This is a genomic window from Paraburkholderia xenovorans LB400, assembly GCF_000013645.1.
Lineage (GTDB): Bacteria > Pseudomonadota > Gammaproteobacteria > Burkholderiales > Burkholderiaceae > Paraburkholderia > Paraburkholderia xenovorans.
The window spans coordinates 2380589-2398810 of the sequence record NC_007952.1 but is presented as its reverse complement, the minus strand read 5'-3'; the positions used below and the strand labels follow the sequence as shown (position 1 = coordinate 2398810).

The following is an 18222-nucleotide window of genomic DNA, read 5'->3' as shown; positions in this document are numbered from 1 at the left end:
TGCCAGGAGCAGAAAGCTACCACGGCAATCGCGTCGCTATGCCGAAATCGTCACAATCCGCGCGCAAGCACACCAAGACTCGGCCGTGCGCGGTTTCTTACCATGAGCACCATGAAAACCTTGGACATCATCGACTCGCACACCGGCGGTGAACCGACCCGCCTCGTGGTGTCGGGCGGCCCGGATCTCGGCGGCGGCACACTGGCGCAACGGCTCGACGTATTGCGCACAGGGTTCGACGAATGGCGCGCGGGCGTCGTCACCGAACCGCGCGGCTCGGACGTCATGGTGGGCGCGCTGCTCTGCGAGCCGGACGACCCGACCTGCGCCGCCGGCGTGATCTTTTTCAACAACGTCGGCTATCTCGGCATGTGCGGGCACGGCACGATCGGTCTCGTCGTCTCGCTGGCGCACCTGGGGCGGATCGGGCCGGGGCGTCACCGCATCGAGACGCCGGTCGGCGTCGTCGAAGCGACGCTCAACGAGGACGGCAGCGTCGCCGTGCGCAACGTGCCGGCCTATCGCTATCGCGAGTCCGTGCGGGTGGACGTGCCGGGCCACGGCGTGTTGACCGGCGATATCGGCTGGGGCGGCAACTGGTTCTTTCTCGTGGCCGACCACGGGCGCGCGCTGGAGGCATCGCGTATCGGCGAATTGACGGCGTTCAGCGGAGCGATCCGCGACGGGCTGATCGCGCAGCGCATCACCGGCGCGGAGGGCGCGCTGATCGATCACATCGAACTCTTCGGACCCGCTTCGCGTGACGGTATCGACAGCCGCAGCTTCGTGCTGTGTCCCGGCAACGCGTACGACCGCTCGCCGTGCGGCACCGGCACGAGCGCCAAGGTGGCCTGTCTCGCGGCCGACGGCAAACTGGCCGAAGGCGCGGTGTGGCGGCAGGAGAGCATTATCGGCAGCGTGTTCGAGGCGAGCTATCGCCATGCCGGCGATGGCGTCCATGTGATTCCCACCATTACCGGCCACGCGTACATCACGGCGCAGGCGCGCCTGTGCTTCGACGAGCGCGATCCCTTTGCCTGGGGCATCCGCACGGCATGACGGCGGACGTAGTGGTTGTCGGTGCGGGCATTGTCGGCGCGGCGTGCGCGGCGGAACTGGCGGCGCGCGGCATGCGGGTCGAAGTGCTGGACGCGCAGGGCATTGGCGGCGGCACGACGGCGGCGGGCATGGGCCACATCGTCGTGATGAACGACTCGCCGGCGGAGTTCGCGCTGAGCCGCTATTCGCGAGACTTGTGGCTCGACCTCGCGCCGCGGTTGCGAGCGCGCGACGCGTTCGCGCGCTGCGGCACGCTCTGGGTCGCCGCCGACGAAGAAGAGTGGCAAGCCGCCCGCGCCATGCACGCCGCTTTCGCGGCGCAAGGCATTGGCGCGCAACTGCTCGACTCGACCGCGTTGCGGACTTGCGAACCGGCGCTGGCGGCGCCAATGGCGGGCGGTTTGCGCATCGAGCACGACAGCATCGTGTATGCGCCGACTGTCGCCGAGTGGCTGCTGAGACAATCTCCGGCCGCCGCGAATATTCGCGTGCGCCTCGGCACGGCGGTGAGGTCGATCGGCGCGAACGGCGTGACGCTTGCCGGCGGCGAGCGTGTCGGCGCGGCGCATGTCGTCGTGGCCAACGGTCTGGGCGCGCGGCAACTGGTGCCGTCGCTGCCGTTGCAGCCGAAAAAAGGCCACCTGCTGATTACGGACCGTTATCCTGGACTGATCCGGCATCAATTGCTCGAACTCGGCTACATCAAGAGCGCGCATCACGCGGCCGGCACCTCGGTGGCGTTCAATGCGCAGCCGCGGCCCACGGGGCAATTGCTGATCGGCTCGTCGCGCCAGTTCGACAGCACCGATCCCGCCGTGGATCTGCCCGTGCTCGCGCAAATGCTGCAGCGTGCCGCGCGCTATCTGCCGGTGCTGCCGACGCTCAACGGCATTCGCGCGTGGACCGGATTTCGCGCGGCCACGCCGGACGGACTGCCGCTGATCGGCGCGGCGGGCGATTTCGCGCCCGGCGTGTGGCTCGCCGTCGGTCACGAGGGTTTGGGCGTGACGACTTCGCTCGCTACCGCGAAACTCCTTGCCGCGCAGATCGCGGCGGGCGTTGCGCCGATTCCTGTCGAACCTTATCTGCCCGTCCGTTTTGCCAGGAAGGTGGCCCATGAATCGTAGCGACAGCGCGGCAATCCTCTGCCTGACGATCGACGGCCAGCGCATCGCCGTCGAGGCCGGCACCACCGTGGTTGCGGCGCTCGCTCTGGCGGGCGTTCGCAGCACGCGGACGTCGGTGAGCGGGCAGCCTCGCGCCGCACTGTGCGGCATGGGCGTGTGCCAGGAATGCCGCGTGACGATCGACGGCCGCGCGCATGCGCTGGCGTGCCAGACGCTGTGCCGGGAAGGTCAGATCGTTCGTACCGACGATTCGGCGGACATGCGATGAGACTGCGATCAGGCATGGTCGCCAGGAAAGTCCACCTGGCCGGCCTGGACGAAATGGCGGCCACACCATGAAACAGCAAGCCGACACCGTCGCCACGGGAACCCCTTCGGCGTCCGGCCACGTTATGAAACACCACTTCGACATCGTCGTCGTTGGCGCTGGGCCAGCGGGCCTGAACGCCGCGCATGCCGCCGCGCGCGCGGGCGCCTCGGTTGCGCTGCTCGACGACAACCCACGCGCGGGCGGCCAGATCTGGCGTCAAGGTCCCGGCTACGCGCCGCAAGCGCCGTTGCTCCATCTCCTCACCGCGATAAGTGGACAGGCCAACGTCTCGCGCTGGCCGTCCGCTCGCGTGGTCGCGCCGCTGGGCTCGCGCGGGCTGCTGCTCGAATCGGCGCAACGCGGTGGCGTGTGCCTCACGTACGGGCGCCTGATTCTCGCAACCGGCGCGCGTGAAAGGCTCCTGCCGTTCGCGGGCTGGACCTTGCCCGGTGTGACCGGCGCGGGCGCGCTGCAGGCACTCATCAAGGGCGGTATGCCGGTGCGCGGCGAGCGGATCGTGATTGCCGGCAGCGGTCCTTTGCTGATCGCGGCGCTCGCCACCGCGCGCGCGGCCCGGGCGCGCGTGATGGCCGTGGTGGAGCAGGCCCCGGCATTCGACGTCGCACGTTTTGGCGCCTCGCTGCTGGCCGAGCCGGGCAAGTTGCGGCAAGCCGTCGGTATGACGCGCGGGTTCGTAGGCCTGCGGTACTGGACCGACAGCATCGTTGAAGCGGTGCACGGAGACGGCCGCGTCGAGCGCGTCACCATCGCGCGCGGTTCCGGCAGGAAGCGGGTCACGCTCGACTGCGACCGCGTCGCCTGCGGCTATGGACTCGTGCCGAACATCACGTTGGCGCAAGCGCTCGGCTGCGCGATCAGCGAGGCGGGCGAGATCGTCGTCGACGACCGGCAGCGTACGTCGGTCGAGGGCGTGTTCGCGGCGGGCGAGTGCACGGGCGTCGGCGGCGCGGAACTGGCCGGCGTGGAAGGCGAGCTCGCCGGGCTCGCTGCGAGCGGCGCCGCTGAACACGCCGCGCTCGATACACAACGCGCCCGATGGCGCCGGTTCGGCCGACGCGTCGACACTGCTTTCTCCCTGCGGGACGCCGCGCGCACGCCGCCTGCCGACGCCACGCTGTTGTGCCGCTGCGAGGACGTGCGTATCGGCGAAGTCCGCGAGTTCTCGACGTGGCGCGACGCCAGGCTGCATACCCGTTGCGGCATGGGCGCCTGCCAGGGACGAATCTGCGGCGCGGCGGCGAGCCTGTATTTCGGCTGGCAGACCGCGGCGGCGCGGCCGCCTTTCAGCCCGGCGCAAGTCGGCACGCTGATGGCGGCCAATGCGGAGCCGCCGCCGGGCGAATGACCGGTTCGCTGACATGCCGGCGGATATTGTTCCGCCGCGGCGCGGCCCTATAATCGACCGCACACGCTGGCCGCCGGGCCGCGACGACGAACGCATCCCCGCATGCCCCCAACCACGCACGGACCAACGGGACCCGCATGATGAACACGCTGGCTCATCCGCCCGGAACGGACGACGCAACGCTGTCCGGCATGCTGTCGCACTTCAGGCTGCTCGAGCCGGTGTTCGACGCGATGCCGGATGTCGTGTTCTTCGTCAAGGACGCCGAGGCGCGCTATGCGCTGGTCAACCGCACGCTCGCGTCCCGCTGCGGCTTCAAGGAAAAGACCGCGCTGCTGGGCAGGACCGCCGAAGACGTGTTTCCGCGCCGCTTCGGGCGCATCTACACGGCGCAGGACAAGGCGATCATCAACGTCGGCAACCAGTTGATCGATCAACTGGAACTGCATCTGTATCCCGGCAGGCAGCCGGGCTGGTGTCTGACCTGCAAGCAGCCGCTGCGGAATGCGGCCGGCAAGGTGGTCGGCCTCGCGGGCATTTCCCGTGATCTGAAAGCGGACGAAAGCAGTCATCCGGCCTATAGTCGCCTCGCCACGGTGGTGCAGTCCATCCAGGAAAATTACGTGCAGCCTTTGAATCTGAAGCAGCTCGCGGCAATGGCGGACATGTCGGTCGCGCAACTGGAGCGCTACTTTCACAAGGTGTTTCATCTGACGCCGCGCCAGGTGTTGCTGAAGGCCCGGCTCGACGCGGCCACGGCGCTGCTCGTTTCGCACGACAAGGTCACCGACGTCGCCGCGCTGTGCGGCTACACCGACCACAGCGCATTTACGCGGCAATTCAAGGCGACCGTGGGCGTGACGCCGACCGAATACCGCATGCTGCTGCACGGCACTTCGCGGAGCTGAACCGCCGCACATGGCTCGTCGCAAGCATCACTACTATGTGTACGTCGTCGCGCTGGACGACAAGGTGTGGAACGAGGCGCGCTTTCGCCGCGCGAATCCGGACTACCGGTTCGACAAGCCTTGCGTGTACGTGGGAATGACGGGACTGGACCCGGACCTGCGCTTCGACCGGCATAAGGCCGGCATTCAGGCGAATCGCTATGTGCGCGATTACGGTTTGCGGCTCGTGCCCGAGCTATATGAAGTGTTCAATCCCATGCCTTACCGTGGCGCACAGGATATGGAAGTGGAACTGGCGATTGGACTGCGTGAAGCGGGATACGGCGTGTGGCAGGCATGACTTGCGCGATGCTGCCGTGGCTTTCGTCAGCGGGTCTGCTCACTGCTTGATGGGGGAAGGTTCCTGGAGCTGTATGTGCGCGCCTTTGAACCCGGATATCGAAATGCGCGTTACTTCACGCCAAGGCCGCGCAGCACTGCGTCGCCTTCGGGCGTCAGACGGATATGGGAAGAGCCGGCGTCGCCGGAAACCGTTTCGACCAGGCCGGCTTCGTAGAGCTGCGGAATTTCGGGCTTTGCGGATGCGTCGATCGGTGCGTGCAGCAACAGCAGCAGCGTCGCCAGTTCGTGATGGCTCAGCAGGCGGCGCAGGATGGTAGGCCGCCTTGCCGGCGTCACCGTGTCGTTCGTGTTCGGATCGGGCTGGTTCATGGTGCGCACCTTGTGCGGGATGGGGGTGTGGGGTGGATGATGCGGACGAAGTCTTAAACGATTCTTAAGACACCATTGTCCTGTAACACCATGACACGAAGATTGCAGCAGCCCACGTTACCAATTGTCACACTTACGCCGCCTTACGCCGCAAAGCTTTACGGAGCGCAGGTTTTGCCCGCCGTTTCAATCCACAGATTATTCACGTGACGCTTGCCTGCATAGAAGCGGTAAGTCGTCGCGCCATTGTCGCTGCGCACCTTGATGATGTTCGAATCGCCGAAGTCGAGCATCTGGCCTTGCGGAATCGCAGTGGACTTGAACGCGGCGTTGTGACTGGTCGCCACTTGCGTCAGACACGCCACCACGTCGTTGACGGAGCGCTGCGTGGTGGTATCCGTGACGGGCTCGCCGGCATCCGGATTCTTCTGGAAATACGCACACGCGCTGAGAAGCAGGGGAACTGACAGGACTACGGCAAACTTCTTCATATCTCTCCTGGCATGACATTCGGCCGACAGTTCGTGCGACGCCCGCACCTGGCACAGCCGTGCGGCATGGGCCGCGAAATCAGGCGCCATTATATCGGGGCGGCGCGGCTGTCCGGCCAATGCCGCACACGCCATGCCCGGCCGGCCCGGTTCGGCGCGCCCGGTGGCGCCAGCCTGACCGGCAAAAAGCCTATTTGCGGCGCTGCGCCTGCGCGGCAAGCCGCACGGCGGCGTTGGCCGCGCCGTAGCCGTCGTAACCGCCGCGCCGCTCGACGACTTCCATGAAGAAACGCTGATCGAGCTGTTCCGTGTAAGCGTGGAAAAATTCGCCGCCGCGCTCGTCGCGGTCGTACAGGATGTTATTGGCGCGCAGCGCCTCAAGCATGTCGTCGGGCAATGCGTAACGGGCGGCGAGATCCTCGTAGTAGTTGCGGGGGATGCGCAGCACCGGCAAGCCCGCGGCGACGAATTGGGAAATCGCGCTGAAAATGTCGCCGGCGCTGAAGGCGACGTGGTTCAGGCCGCAGCCGTGATAGGTGTGCAGCGCCTCGGCCACCGCCGTGTGACGGTCCACGGAGGCATTCAGCACGATGCGCACCGACCCGTCGCGGCTGCGCAGCGCGCGGCTGCGCACGAGGCCGTACGGATCGGGCACCAGCACGCCCGGCTCGGCGTCGAACCCCAAGGCGGTTCGCAGAAACAGCACCCACGTATCCAGCGAATTCGCCGGCACCGACAGACAGACGTGGTCGATGCGGCTGAGCGGCCCCACCTCGCTCGGACCGTTGATGTCGGTGAGAACGAAATCGGCTTCGAACAGGGTGGGCTGATCCGGCGTTTCGTCGACGAAATAGTTCAGGCTGCCGTCCGGCGCCTGCACCGCGGGCAGCACGCGCTCGTTCGGGCCGATCTGCCCGGAAAACGGCACGTAGCCGAAGCCGGCGGCGCGTTCGAACGCCTGATGGGCGTCGTCCACGCGAAACGCCGACGCGCACAGCGACAAGCCGTGCTGCTGGAAGAACGCATTGGCGAACGAATCCGGCTCGGCGTTCAGCACGATCGAAGCGGCGCCGTGCTGATAAAGCGTCACCTCTTTCGAACGATGCCGGCCGGCCTCGCGAAAGCGCAGCTTGCCGAGCCAGTCGACGAGTTGCGCGCGCGTGCTGTGGTCGACCGCGAATTCGAGAAACTGATTACCGACGTGCGCGGGCGCCGCGGGCGAGCGGTAAAGCGCGCCCACCGGCTGCTGCGCGGTTTCGAGCAGCGCGCGGGTCTGCTCTTCGAGGAATAGCAGCGAACGATGGCCGTCCGCGGCCGTGGTGGTGGTGGGCGCGGCGCGAAAGCCGTCGTTGAAAATCTCCAGTGAAAGCGGCCCGTTGTAGCCGGTTTTCACGACCTGCGCGGTGAAACCGGCCAGATCGAAATCGCCCTGGCCGGGGAAGCAGCGATAGTGGCGGCTCCATTCGAGCACGTCCATAGCGAGTTTCGGCGCGTCGGCGATCTGCACGAAGGCGATGCGCTCGCCCGGAATGCCGGCGATTCCGTCCACCGAATCGTTCAGCGAAAGCGTGTGAAAGCTGTCGAGCACGAGTCCGAGATTGGGATGATCGACGGCATTCACGAGTCTCCACGCGTGCCGGTAAGTCTTGACGTGCTTGCCCCACGCGAGCGCTTCGTAGCCCGCGATCACACCGGCCGCTTCGGCGGCGCGGGCGAGCGCGCCGAGCTGGTCGATCATCAGCGAATCGTCGCCGATGGTGTCGGGTGACACGTTGCTGCACACCAGAATGCGGTCCGTGCCCAGTTCATGCATCACGTCGAACTTGCGCTTTGCGCGCTCGAGGTTGCGTTCGAGTCGCTCAGGGCTCACGCCGTCGAAATCGCGGAACGGCTGGAACAGCATGATTTTGAGCCCGAGATCTTCGGCGATTCGCCGCACGTTGGCGGGCGAGCCGTCGAAATACAGCAAGTCGTTCTCGAAGATCTCGACGCCTTCGAAGCCCGCCGCCTGGATCGCGGTCAGCTTCTCGACGAGGGTTCCGCTGATCGACACGGTGGCAATCGAACGTTGCATGGACGGCTCCTGCAAAACAATCAGAACGGCTGTTGGATAAGGCGCGCGACAGCCCGCGCGCAATGCTCGCATGCGCTGGCGGCAGGTATGACGAAATTCGGAAAGTGGGCCAGTTCGTTACTCGTGCCAGCAAGACACAGGCCGAAATCACCCACCATAACCTGAGTTTTGGACAGTCTATACAAACTAACTAGATGGTACAAATTCGTATAAACCCCGAATGACGACGGTATCCAATGGGCGCACACTTCGTTCACGCTGCCAGAGCGCCGCAGGTGGTGCGCCTGGCTTCATGCCTTACTTTGCAGGAGTGGATGTCATGAGTTTTGCGTCGGTACTGGTCCTCAATGGACCGAATCTCAATCTGCTCGGCACGCGCGAGCCGGCCATCTACGGCTCGGAAACGCTCGACGACATCGCGAAGCTCTGCGGCGATGCGGCAGAGCGTCTGAATCTGTCGATCGACTTCTGCCAGTCGAACGCCGAGCATCAACTGATCGACTGGCTGCACGCGGCGCGGACCAAGGTCGACGGCATCGTGATCAATCCTGCAGCTTATACGCATACCTCGGTGGCGATTGCCGACGCGCTTTCCGCGATCGAAAAGCCGGTCATCGAAGTGCATATTTCAAACGTGCATCGCCGCGAGGCGTTCCGGCATCACTCGTATGTGTCGGCGGCGGCGGACGGGGTCATCGTCGGTTGCGGCACGCAGGGCTATGTGCTGGCTTTGGAGCGGATGGCGGCCATTCTTGAGCATAGGGCAGCGAAATGAACGCACAAGCGAACGCACAACCGAACGCACAGGCAACCCCCCACTCCTACCTGGTCGGTCTGATTGGCTCGGGCATCGGCGGATCGCTCACGCCCGCGATGCACGAGGAAGAGGGCAGCCAACTCGGCCTGCACTACGTGTACCGCCGCATCGATCTGGAAGCGTTGAAGCTCGACATCGCCGCACTGCCGGATCTGCTCATCGCCGCCGAGCGCATGGGCTTCAACGGTCTGAACATCACGTACCCGTGCAAGCAGGCGGTGATTCCTTTGCTCGACGAACTGTCCGGCGACGCTCGTGCACTCGGCGCGGTCAACACCGTTCTGTTCAAGGACGGCAAACGCATTGGCCACAACACGGACTGGTCCGGTTTCGCCCGTGCGTTCCAGCGCGGTTTGCCTGACGTGTCGCTGGAACGTGTCGTGCAACTGGGCGCGGGCGGCGCCGGCGCGGCGGTCGCGCACGCCGCGCTGACCTTGGGCGCGAAATCGCTCACGCTATTCGATGTGGATGCTTCGCGCGCCGCCTCACTCGCCCGCGAATTGCAGAAGCGCTTTCCCGCCGCCGCGATCAGCGCCGGCAGTTCGCTCGCCGGGTCGCTCACAGCTGCCAATGGCCTGATTCACGCCACACCCACCGGCATGGCGAAATTGCCCGGCCTGCCGCTGCCGGTCGAATTGCTGCACCGTGACCTGTGGGTAGCGGACATCGTCTATTTCCCGATTCGCACGGCGCTGCTGCAGGCGGCTGAGTCACTCGGCTGCCGCACGCTGAGCGGCGGCGGCATGGCGGTGTATCAGGCGGTCGACGCCATGCGCATCTTCACCGGTCTCGAACCCGACGCCGAGCGGGTGTATCGCCATTTTCAGTCGTTGTTGCAGCGCTAGCCGGTAGCGCCCCAACCGGTGACAGGCAGAGGAGACGAACACGACATGCACCGACCCATTCAATCTACCCACGCCGGCGTCGCAACGCCGAAAGACCTGGCGGCAAGCACCGTGCGCCGCTCGAACGCCCGCTACAAGATTCTGACGCTGCTCGCGCTCGGAACGATGATCAACTATCTCGACCGCACGGTGCTCGGCATCGCCGCGCCGCAGTTGACCAAAGAACTCGGCATCAACGCGGCGCTGATGGGGCTGCTCTTTTCCGTGTTTTCGTGGAGCTATGTGGCCTCGCAAATTCCGGGCGGTCTGTTTCTCGACCGCTTCGGCAGCAAGCTCACTTATTTCCTGTCGATGACCTTCTGGTCGCTGTGCACGCTCGCACAAGGACTCGTACACGGTATCGGCGCGCTGTTCGCGTTCCGGCTCGGCCTCGGCGTTTCGGAAGCGCCGTGTTTTCCGACCAATAGCCGCGTGGTCGCGACATGGTTCCCGCAGAGCGAACGTGCTATGGCAACCGGCACGTACACGGTCGGCGAATATATCGGCCTCGCTTTTTTCAGCCCGTTCCTGTTCATGCTGATGGGCGCATTCGGCTGGCGTTCGCTGTTCTATGTGGTCGGCGGCATCGGCCTCGTATTCGGCGGGATCTGGTGGATCTTCTATCGGGAGCCGCGCGATCATCCCGCGGCGAATCAGGCGGAGCTCGACTATATCGAAGCGGGTGGCGGTCTCACGAACGCGAAGAAGAACGCCGACGCACAGGGCACCGCGGCCGGCGCTTCGACGAGCGGCTTCGAATGGCGCACCATTGGACGCCTGCTCAAGCATCGTCAACTGGCGGGCATCTGCCTCGGCCAGTTTGCCGGCAACTCGACGCTCGTGTTCTTCCTCACCTGGTTCCCGACTTATCTCGCCACCGAACGTCATATGGCGTGGCTGAAGATCGGTTTCTTCGCGATCATGCCGTTCATTGCCGCATCGATCGGCGTGATGCTCGGCGGCATTTTCTCGGACTGGCTGCTGCGCCGCGGCAAGTCGCCGAACGTGGCGCGCAAGCTGCCGATCATTGCCGGCCTGCTGCTCGCGTCGACCATCGTGCTCGCCAACTACGTGGAGAGCAACGTGGTGGTGATCGCGATTCTGTCCGTGGCGTTTTTCGCCCAGGGCATGGCCGCGCTCGGCTGGACGCTGGTGTCGGACATCGCGCCGGAAGGGCTGCTCGGCGTGACCGGCGGCATCTTCAACTTCGCGGCCAACCTGGCCGGCATCGTGACGCCGCTGGTGGTGGGTTTTATCGTCGCGGCGAGCGGCTCGTTTGTCGGCGCGCTGGTGTTTATCGGCGCGATCGCTCTGGTCGGCGCGCTGTCGTACATCTTTGTCGTCGGCGATATCAAGCGGATCGTGCTGGTGGATTGAACGTCCGGGACGAGACGAAAAAAACGGGACGTGGCAACGTCCCGTTTTACATTGAGGCTTGCCTCAATCGTCCTTGCGCACGAAACGCAGCACGGCATCGACGATCATCGCGCGATGCCGCGCGCGCAAACGCGGATGCGACGGGTCGCGCCCGAACGCCGCACCGAAGGTATGGCGATTGCCGATGCGGTGAAAGCACAGCGAACTGATCAGCAGATGCAGATCGATGGGGTCGATGTCGCTGCGGAACTGTCCGGCCGCGATGCCGCGCTTGAGCAGGTCTTCGATCGTATGAATCACGGTGACGTTGCGGCCTTTGAAGCTCTTGACCTGCTCGACGTACTTCGCGCCGTGAATGTTTTCAATGGTGACGAGCCGCACGAAATCGCGCTGACGGTCGTGATAGTCGAACGTAAACTCGACTAGCGCGCGCATGCCCTCGATCGGGTCGAGTTCGCTGACGTGCAGATCCTGTTCGAGTGCGCGAATGTCTCCATACACCTTTTCCAGCACCGCCTGGTACAACCCTTCCTTGCTGCCGAAGTAGTAGTACAGCATGCGCTTGGTGGTGTTCGTGCGTTCCGCGATCGCGTCGACGCGTGCGCCCGTCAGTCCCATCGCGGAGAACTCCTGGGTCGCGACCTCGAGGATGTTGCGCTTCGTCTGTTCGGGATCGTACTTGCGCCGGGTGTCGGTACGCGGACTGTCGGACGGGATGCCGTTGGTATCAGGCTCGGCAGCCTTGCTTCCCTTTTTCATTGTGTATTCGAGCGGCGGTGACGGCGCATTCTAGCATGGCGAAAATGGCCTCCGGCGCGGGTTTCGGGCACGAGCGGCCGCCTATGTCAGCCGACGTCAAACAGCCGGCCGGCGGCGCGCGGCGAGCGCGTCGCGTGTCTGCATGGCGGTGTAGGTAAGTTGCGCGGCCGCCAGACCGAGCGCGCCATAAGCGGGCGTCAGTCCGAACGAAGCAAACGCCTCGGGCACCGGCCGCTCACCGGCAATCGCCGCCGCCAGCAGTTCGCCGGACACGGTGGTTGGCGCCATGCCGTGCCCGCCGAAGCCGACCGCGTACCAGACGCCGTCCGTGCTGCGGCCGATTTGCGGCATCTTGTGCCGCGCGTAGCTCATCAGGCCGCCCCATGCGTACTCGATACGCACATCGCGCAACTGCGGGTAGACCTTCAGCAGATCGCGCCGCAGGAGGCGCGCGATCACCTCGGGCGCGCGGTCGCGCACCGAGATGCGGCCGCCCCACAGAATGCGCGTGTCGGACAGCGGCCGGTAATAGTCGAAGGCGAAACGGGTGTCGTAGACGGCGGCTCGGGTATCGATCGCGTCTTGCAGACGGGAGCCGAGCGGTTCGGTTGCCATCACGTAGGTGGCGATAGGCAGCACCGCACGCTCGACCCGCGGGTAGACGCGACGCGCATAGCCGCCGCCCGCCATCACGACGTGGCGTGCGTCGAGCGCGCCGTGCTGCGTGTGCACCACGAACCCGCCGCCCTCGCGCTGCAAACGCACGACCGGCGAGTGCTCATGAATCTGCACGCCGGCATGGGCCGCGGCGCCGGCCACGCCGAGTACATATCTGAGCGGATGAAAGTGGAACGCGTTGCGCTCGAACAGGCCGCCGTGATAACGGCGCGTCTTCAGTTGCGAAGCGAGCTGCTCCGCCGGCACCGGTTCCCATTCCACACCGAACGAATCGCGCATCAAACGCCGCTGCGATTCCAGCCTTGCCGGTTCGTCGAACCAGTTGGCGAGGATCACGCCGGCGTCGGTCGCATCGCAGTCGATGTGATAGCGCGCAATGCGCTTCCTCATCAGATCGACGGCGTCCGTGGTCAGCGTATAAAGCTCGCGGGCGCGAACGGCACCGAGAGTTTTCAGCAGATCGGCGCAATCGAGGCTGTAGCCGCCGAACACGAACCCGCCGTTGCGCCCGGACGCGCCGAAACCCACCTGCCGGGCTTCGAGCACGGTGACGTCGGCCACGCCCCGCTCGGCGAGTCCCAACGCGGTGGACAATCCCGCGAGGCCGCCGCCGATAATGCAGACATTGGCGCTACGCCGGCCGGTCAGCGGCGCATAGGCGGACGAACGGATGACGGTGGCTTCGTAAAAGCTTTGCATGGAACTAGGGTAGCGGCAATCGCGCGCTCGCGTCCAGCCGTCGCGCGATGCCCGTGTCGAAGAATGGCCGGGCAATGCCGGCACCCGCATGGAGCGAATGCCGGCATTGCCGGACCGGGAGTCGGCATGACGGGACGACGGTGAGCGGCCTCAGGATACCGGCAGCAGTTTGCCGGTGTACACCACCGGGCCGCTCGGTGCGTTGTGATCCGGCGAGCCGCCCGGCGCTTCGATCGAGACGGCCAGCGCCGCATAATTCTCCGGCTTCTGCTGGCCTGCCGTGACCTTGCCGCTCGCGCTGTCCGGCAGCATGCCGAGCGAGACCGGATGGCCGCTCGCCGGAATGCCCCACAGTTCCATCGCGCGGCCCGCGGGCAGCTCGACCTTGCCAAGAGGTTGCACCGTCATGGTCGAATGTGCTTCGTCCCATGCGACCAGCATGACCGGATGCGCATCCTTATTGTTCAGCACGGCGACATGCGATACGGCTGTTTCGGGTTGCTGAGCAACGGTCGGCGCGCTGACCGGCGCCGTGCTGGACGGCAACAGCGAGCGCACGGCGACCACCACGGCCACCGCGGCGAGACCCGTGACCCCGAGCGCCCAGCCGCGCCAGAACGCCAGGTTGCCGAACAGGCCGCGCGACGGCTGCACGGGTGTCTGCGCCGTTCCGCGCAGGCGGGCCGCGTCGCGCGCGGCCGTGAAGCCGAGACGCCGCTCAATGGCTTCCCACACGGCGGCGGGGGGCATGCGCGGCGCCGCGAGTTCGGCCATCGGCGAGACGCGCCGCTGCCATTCGTCGACGGCCTTGCGGATCGTCGTGTCCTCTTCCGCGTAGCGCTGGAAGCGGCGCCGGGCGCCGCCGCGCAGCGTGCCGAGCACATATTCGGCGGCCAGCAGATCGACTAGCTGAGGATAGCGATGGAGATTCATCACTCGCCTCCCAGGCAGGTTTTCAACCTGGCGAGGCCGCGCCTGATCCATGACTTGATGGTGCCGAGCGGCACCGCCAGCACTGCGGCAATCTCGCTATGGCTTTGATCGCGCAGGTAAGCGAGGGCAACCGCCTGACGCTGCGCCGGCTCCAGTTGCTGCATGCAGCCGGCCAGCAGACGCGCCTGCAGGCTGACCGCGCTCAGCGCTTCGGGATCCGGGTCGCCGGTTGCTACGAGATCGTCCAACGCATCGCTCCATTCTGTTTCCTGCGGGTTGATCCGCCGCAGGTGATCGAGAGCACGGTTGCGGACGATCGCCGACATCCACGTCATTGGGGCGGACAACGCGCGGCGATAGTCGCCGGCGAAGCGCCAGATATTGACGAAGCTGTCCTGCAACACTTCTTCGGCCCACTCATGCCTGCTCAATATACGGAGCGCGAGGCCAAACAGTTTCGGTGCGGCGAGATCATAGAGTTCGCGCAGTGCCGCCGCGTCCTGTCCGGCGACACGTTCGAGCAGTTCGGCAAGCGTTTCCGGCGTGAGTTCTCGAGGATTGGCGGTCATGAAAAAAGTCAGGGTGGGCGAGGGGGCCGGGTTCGTGGCGCGCATGGGCGGCGTGCTGGCGGCGCCGCGGAAGAGTTGACCGGATTGCCGCGGCGCCGGCGCGAAGACGGTTGCCGGCGCGGCAGGCACGAATGCAAAAAAAGCGCCTGCAGCGGCGCTTTTTCGACACGCGAAATACTTTGAATATCTCACGGCAATGGGCACTGCGCCATGCTTCGCGAAAGGGTGTTGTAGCCGCGACACTCTTCGGGTAAATCCGAACCGTTTGCCGATTCACGTTCCGCGCTACACTCCTTCGAAGGTGCGCCAGGTCAGAAGAGCATGGCGCCCGCTCGGGGAGAGCAGCATGAATCGGCCACTGGTTCGGTTACCGCTTCGCGCAACAGGCACGGCGCCTGTCCGCAGGTGGTTCAAATGGGCGCTGGCGGCAGCATTTCTGTTCGCGCTGGCATTGGCGGCGCGCTTTTGCCAGGTCGAGATCGAAACATCGCGATTGCAGGCGCGCTATCTCTCCGAATTGACTCGCGACGTGGGTTTCTCCGTCGCCGAGGGTCCCAGTCACTCCATCCGTTTTCCCGAAGCCGACAAAGGCCCTTACGACAGCCGTCTGGGCTACGCACTGCTGCCGTCGATCCAGCAACGCCTGCTGCAACGCGGGTTCGAAATCAGCGCGCAGGCGCGCGATTCCGAGCGGATGCTGTCGCTGGCGGATAACGGCCTCTTTCTGCCCTACGAAGAAAAAGATCGGGCGGGCCTGCAACTCGTCGACGGCACCGGCGCGCCGCTCTTCGCCGCGCAGTTTCCGGGCCGCGTATACGGCAACTTCGAGGCGATTCCGCCGCTCGTCGTGAATTCGCTGCTTTTTATCGAAGACCGCTATCTGCTCGATCCGAATCAGCCGAACCGCAACCCGGCCATCGACTGGGGACGTTTCAGCCGCGCCCTGGCCGATCAGGGTGTGCGCGTGTTCAACCGCCATCAGTCGCAACCCGGCGGCAGCACGCTTGCCACGCAGATCGAAAAATTCCGCCACTCGGCGGGCGGACGCACGGCGACGCCGCCGGAGAAGTTGCGGCAGATCGCGTCGGCTTCGGTGCGCGCCTATCTGAACGGCCCGCAAACCATGCCGGCGCGCCGGCAGATCGTCGTCCACTACCTCAACTCGGTGCCGCTCGCCGCGCAGCCGGGCATCGGCGAAATCAACGGTATCGGCGACGGGCTCGCCGCCTGGTACGGCCGCGATTTCAACGACGTCAATCGCATCCTGAAAGCGCCGTCCACCGAACAGAATCTGCCGGAGCAAGGCGTGGCGTTCAGGCAGGTGCTCTCGCTGATGATCGCGCAGCGCGCGCCGTCGTATTTCCTGCATCACGGCTATGCCGAACTCGAACGGCTGACCGACAGTTATCTGCGCTTGCTGGCGAACGGCGGCATTGTGTCGATTCCGTTGCGCGATGCCGCGCTGTCCGCCGCGGTCGATCTGCACCGCGCACCCGCGAGAACGGCGGCCACGGATTCCTTCGTGTCGCGCAAGGCGGTGACGTCCATGCGTTCGCATCTGCTCGCCGCGCTCGGGGTTGCGAGTTTCTACGAACTCGATCGTCTCGATCTGCAGGCGAAGGGCACGCTCAACAACGCCGTTCAGCAAGCCGTGAGCGAGCGGCTCGCCGCTGCCGCCACGCGCGACGGCGCGAAAGCCGCGGGTCTCGTCGGTTTCGAAATGCTGCGCGCCTCGGACGATCCGTCGAAAATCGCTTATAGCTTCACGCTGTTCGAGCGGCGCGACGGCGCCAACCTCGTGCGGGTGCAAACCGATAGCGTCAACCAGCCGTTCGACATCAATTCCGGCGCGCGCCTGAATCTCGGTTCAACGGCGAAACTGCGGACCGTGGTGACGTATTTGCAGATCGTTTCCGATCTGCACAAGCGTTATGCACCGCTGAGCACAGCGGAGCTGAAAGCCGTCAAGCCCGATCCGAACGACCAGCTCACGCGTTGGGCGCTCGACTATCTGGCGCACACTCCGGACCGTTCGCTGCAAGCCATGCTTGACGCGGCGGTGGAGCGCAAATACTCGGCCAATCCCGGTGAAACGTTCTACACGGGCGGCGGCGCGCAGACCTTCAACAACTTCGAATCGGATGACAACAGCCGCATTCTGACCGTGCATCGCGCGTTCCAGCATTCGGTGAATCTCGTGTTCGTGCGTCTGATGCGCGACATCGTCCATTACGAAATGGTGCAGACTACCGGGCCGTCGTCGCAATGGCTGGGCGATCCGGCGACCCGCAAGATGTATCTGACGCGCTTCGCCGATCAGGAAAGCCGCGTGTACATGAATCGTTTCTACACGAAGTATCACGGCAAGACGCGCGATCAGGCCCTGGCGCTACTGCTGCTCGGCGTGCGCAAGTCGCCGCCTAAAGTGGCAACGGTGTTGCGTAGCGTCGCGCCCAGCGAGTCGAACGCATGGTTCAACATGCAGATGCGCGCGGCGCTGAAAAACACGCCCGCCGCCTCCGTGCTCGACGACGAAGACCTGGTGAACCTCTACGCGAAATACGCAATCGACCGCTTCAATCTGAACGACCGTGGCTACATCTCCAGCGTCCATCCGCTCGAACTGTGGACGCTCAACTATCTGCGCGAGCATCCCGATGCCACGCTCGACCAGATCCAGAGTGCGAGCCGTGACGTGCGTCTGTCGACGTACTCCTGGCTCTTCAAGACTCGCTATCACGCAACGCAGGACCGCCGCATCAAACGGATGGTCGAACTGCGCGCCTACGATGCAATCGGCAAATCGTGGCAGGCGCTCGGTTATCCGTTCGCGACGCTCACGCCTTCCTATGCCGCGGCAATTGGCGCCTCGGGCGACCGGCCCGCCGCGCTCGCGCAATTGATCGGCGTGATTGCCAACAACGGCAACAAGGTGCCGACCGAAAGTCTCACGCAACTCGACTTCGCGAAAGACACGCCTTACGAAACCCATTTCCGCCGCGCCGCGGTGGCGCCGCAACAGCAGTTGTCGCCGGAGATTGCCGGCGTGGTGAAAGTGCTGTTGCGTGACGTGGTGACGGGCGGCACGGCGAGGCGTCTTGCACAAGGCATGACGTTCCCCGACGGCCAGACGCTCGAGGTGTACGGCAAGACCGGCACCGGCGATCAGCGCTTCAACGTGTTCGCCAAAGGCGCCCGGCTGATCGAGTCGCGCAAGGTCAACCGCAGCGCGACTTTCGTGTTCGCGATGGGCGACCGCTTCTACGGCACCTTGACCGCGTGGGTGCATGAACCGTATGCCGCGCATTACGAATTCACGAGCGCGCTGTCGGTGCAATTGCTGAAGTCGATGGCGCCGGTGTTGCAGCCGTTGCTGGACAAGCCGCCTGCAAAGACGGCTTCGGTCGCGAAGGTTGCCGTGCAATGAGCAGGGATGAAGCGCGGCACGCGTGTTGACGAC

General features: G+C 65.1%; 17 protein-coding genes. 10 read left to right on the top strand and 7 right to left on the bottom strand.

Features of this window, described 5'->3' with window-relative positions; all coding sequences use genetic code 11:
* Positions 1–102 precede the first annotated feature (102 nt).
* The 6 genes from BXE_RS32575 (at position 103) to BXE_RS32550 (ending at position 5110) form a co-directional block, all read left to right on the top strand.
* Positions 103–1059, top strand: coding sequence for a 4-hydroxyproline epimerase (locus tag BXE_RS32575; protein WP_011492382.1), 957 nt, complete (start codon positions 103–105; stop codon positions 1057–1059).
* Positions 1056–2186, top strand: coding sequence for an NAD(P)/FAD-dependent oxidoreductase (locus BXE_RS32570; RefSeq protein ID WP_011492381.1), 1131 nt, complete (start codon positions 1056–1058; stop codon positions 2184–2186). The genes BXE_RS32575 and BXE_RS32570 overlap by 4 nt, the downstream gene beginning before the upstream one ends.
* Positions 2176–2454 (top strand): (2Fe-2S)-binding protein, encoded by a 279-nt coding sequence (locus BXE_RS32565; RefSeq protein ID WP_040124537.1) that lies wholly within the window; start codon positions 2176–2178, stop codon positions 2452–2454. The genes BXE_RS32570 and BXE_RS32565 overlap by 11 nt, the downstream gene beginning before the upstream one ends.
* Before the next feature lie 67 nt (positions 2455–2521).
* Positions 2522–3862, top strand: coding sequence for an FAD-dependent oxidoreductase (locus BXE_RS32560; RefSeq protein WP_148223032.1), 1341 nt, complete (start codon positions 2522–2524; stop codon positions 3860–3862).
* 137 nt (positions 3863–3999) lie between these two features.
* Entirely contained in the window at positions 4000–4770 is a 771-nt protein-coding gene (locus BXE_RS32555) for an AraC family transcriptional regulator (RefSeq protein WP_011492378.1), read from the top strand.
* A gap of 10 nt (positions 4771–4780) precedes the next feature.
* Positions 4781–5110, top strand: a complete 330-nt coding sequence (locus tag BXE_RS32550) for a hypothetical protein (protein ID WP_007177862.1) — start codon at positions 4781–4783, stop codon at positions 5108–5110.
* Between the two features lie 110 nt (positions 5111–5220).
* Here the strand turns inward: BXE_RS32550 and BXE_RS32545 are convergent, their stop codons facing one another.
* The 3 genes from BXE_RS32545 to BXE_RS32535 all read right to left on the bottom strand — a co-directional run bounded on the left by BXE_RS32545 (position 5221) and on the right by BXE_RS32535 (position 8046).
* Positions 5221–5481, bottom strand: coding sequence for a hypothetical protein (locus BXE_RS32545; RefSeq protein WP_011492377.1), 261 nt, complete (start codon positions 5479–5481; stop codon positions 5221–5223).
* Positions 5482–5639: 158 nt separating this feature from the next.
* Positions 5640–5972: a hypothetical protein gene (locus BXE_RS32540; RefSeq protein WP_011492376.1), complete on the bottom strand. Its 333-nt coding sequence runs from the start codon at positions 5970–5972 to the stop codon at positions 5640–5642.
* Positions 5973–6162: 190 nt separating this feature from the next.
* Entirely contained in the window at positions 6163–8046 is a 1884-nt protein-coding gene (locus tag BXE_RS32535) for a bifunctional sugar phosphate isomerase/epimerase/4-hydroxyphenylpyruvate dioxygenase family protein (RefSeq protein ID WP_011492375.1), read from the bottom strand.
* A gap of 319 nt (positions 8047–8365) precedes the next feature.
* Between BXE_RS32535 and aroQ the strand changes: the two genes are divergently transcribed.
* The 3 genes from aroQ to BXE_RS32520 are packed head-to-tail and all read left to right on the top strand — an operon-like array spanning position 8366 to position 11124.
* Complete coding sequence (gene aroQ / locus BXE_RS32530) at positions 8366–8821, top strand: type II 3-dehydroquinate dehydratase (protein ID WP_040124540.1); 456 nt, start codon at positions 8366–8368, stop codon at positions 8819–8821.
* On the top strand, positions 8818–9708 hold the full coding sequence (locus BXE_RS32525) for a shikimate dehydrogenase (RefSeq protein WP_011492373.1): 891 nt from the start codon (positions 8818–8820) through the stop codon (positions 9706–9708). The genes aroQ and BXE_RS32525 overlap by 4 nt, the downstream gene beginning before the upstream one ends.
* A 45-nt stretch (positions 9709–9753) precedes the next feature.
* Positions 9754–11124, top strand: a complete 1371-nt coding sequence (locus BXE_RS32520) for an MFS transporter (RefSeq protein WP_011492372.1) — start codon at positions 9754–9756, stop codon at positions 11122–11124.
* A gap of 63 nt (positions 11125–11187) precedes the next feature.
* Here BXE_RS32520 and BXE_RS32515 read toward each other — a convergent pair whose 3' ends face one another.
* The 4 genes from BXE_RS32515 to BXE_RS32500 form a co-directional block, all read right to left on the bottom strand.
* Positions 11188–11883, bottom strand: coding sequence for a TetR/AcrR family transcriptional regulator (locus BXE_RS32515; protein ID WP_011492371.1), 696 nt, complete (start codon positions 11881–11883; stop codon positions 11188–11190).
* Between the two features lie 96 nt (positions 11884–11979).
* Positions 11980–13260, bottom strand: coding sequence for an NAD(P)/FAD-dependent oxidoreductase (locus BXE_RS32510; RefSeq protein WP_011492370.1), 1281 nt, complete (start codon positions 13258–13260; stop codon positions 11980–11982).
* 150 nt (positions 13261–13410) lie between these two features.
* Positions 13411–14193 carry an anti-sigma factor gene (locus tag BXE_RS32505; protein WP_011492369.1) on the bottom strand — a complete coding sequence of 261 codons (783 nt, stop codon included), beginning with the start codon at positions 14191–14193 and terminating at the stop codon, positions 13411–13413.
* Positions 14193–14762, bottom strand: a complete 570-nt coding sequence (locus BXE_RS32500) for a sigma-70 family RNA polymerase sigma factor (protein WP_040125246.1) — start codon at positions 14760–14762, stop codon at positions 14193–14195. Before BXE_RS32500 ends, BXE_RS32505 begins: the two co-directional genes overlap by 1 nt.
* Before the next feature lie 346 nt (positions 14763–15108).
* On the opposite strand from BXE_RS32500, the gene BXE_RS32495 reads away from it, so the two are divergent.
* Complete coding sequence (locus BXE_RS32495; RefSeq protein WP_011492367.1) at positions 15109–18189, top strand: transglycosylase domain-containing protein; 3081 nt, start codon at positions 15109–15111, stop codon at positions 18187–18189.
* Positions 18190–18222 lie beyond the last annotated feature (33 nt).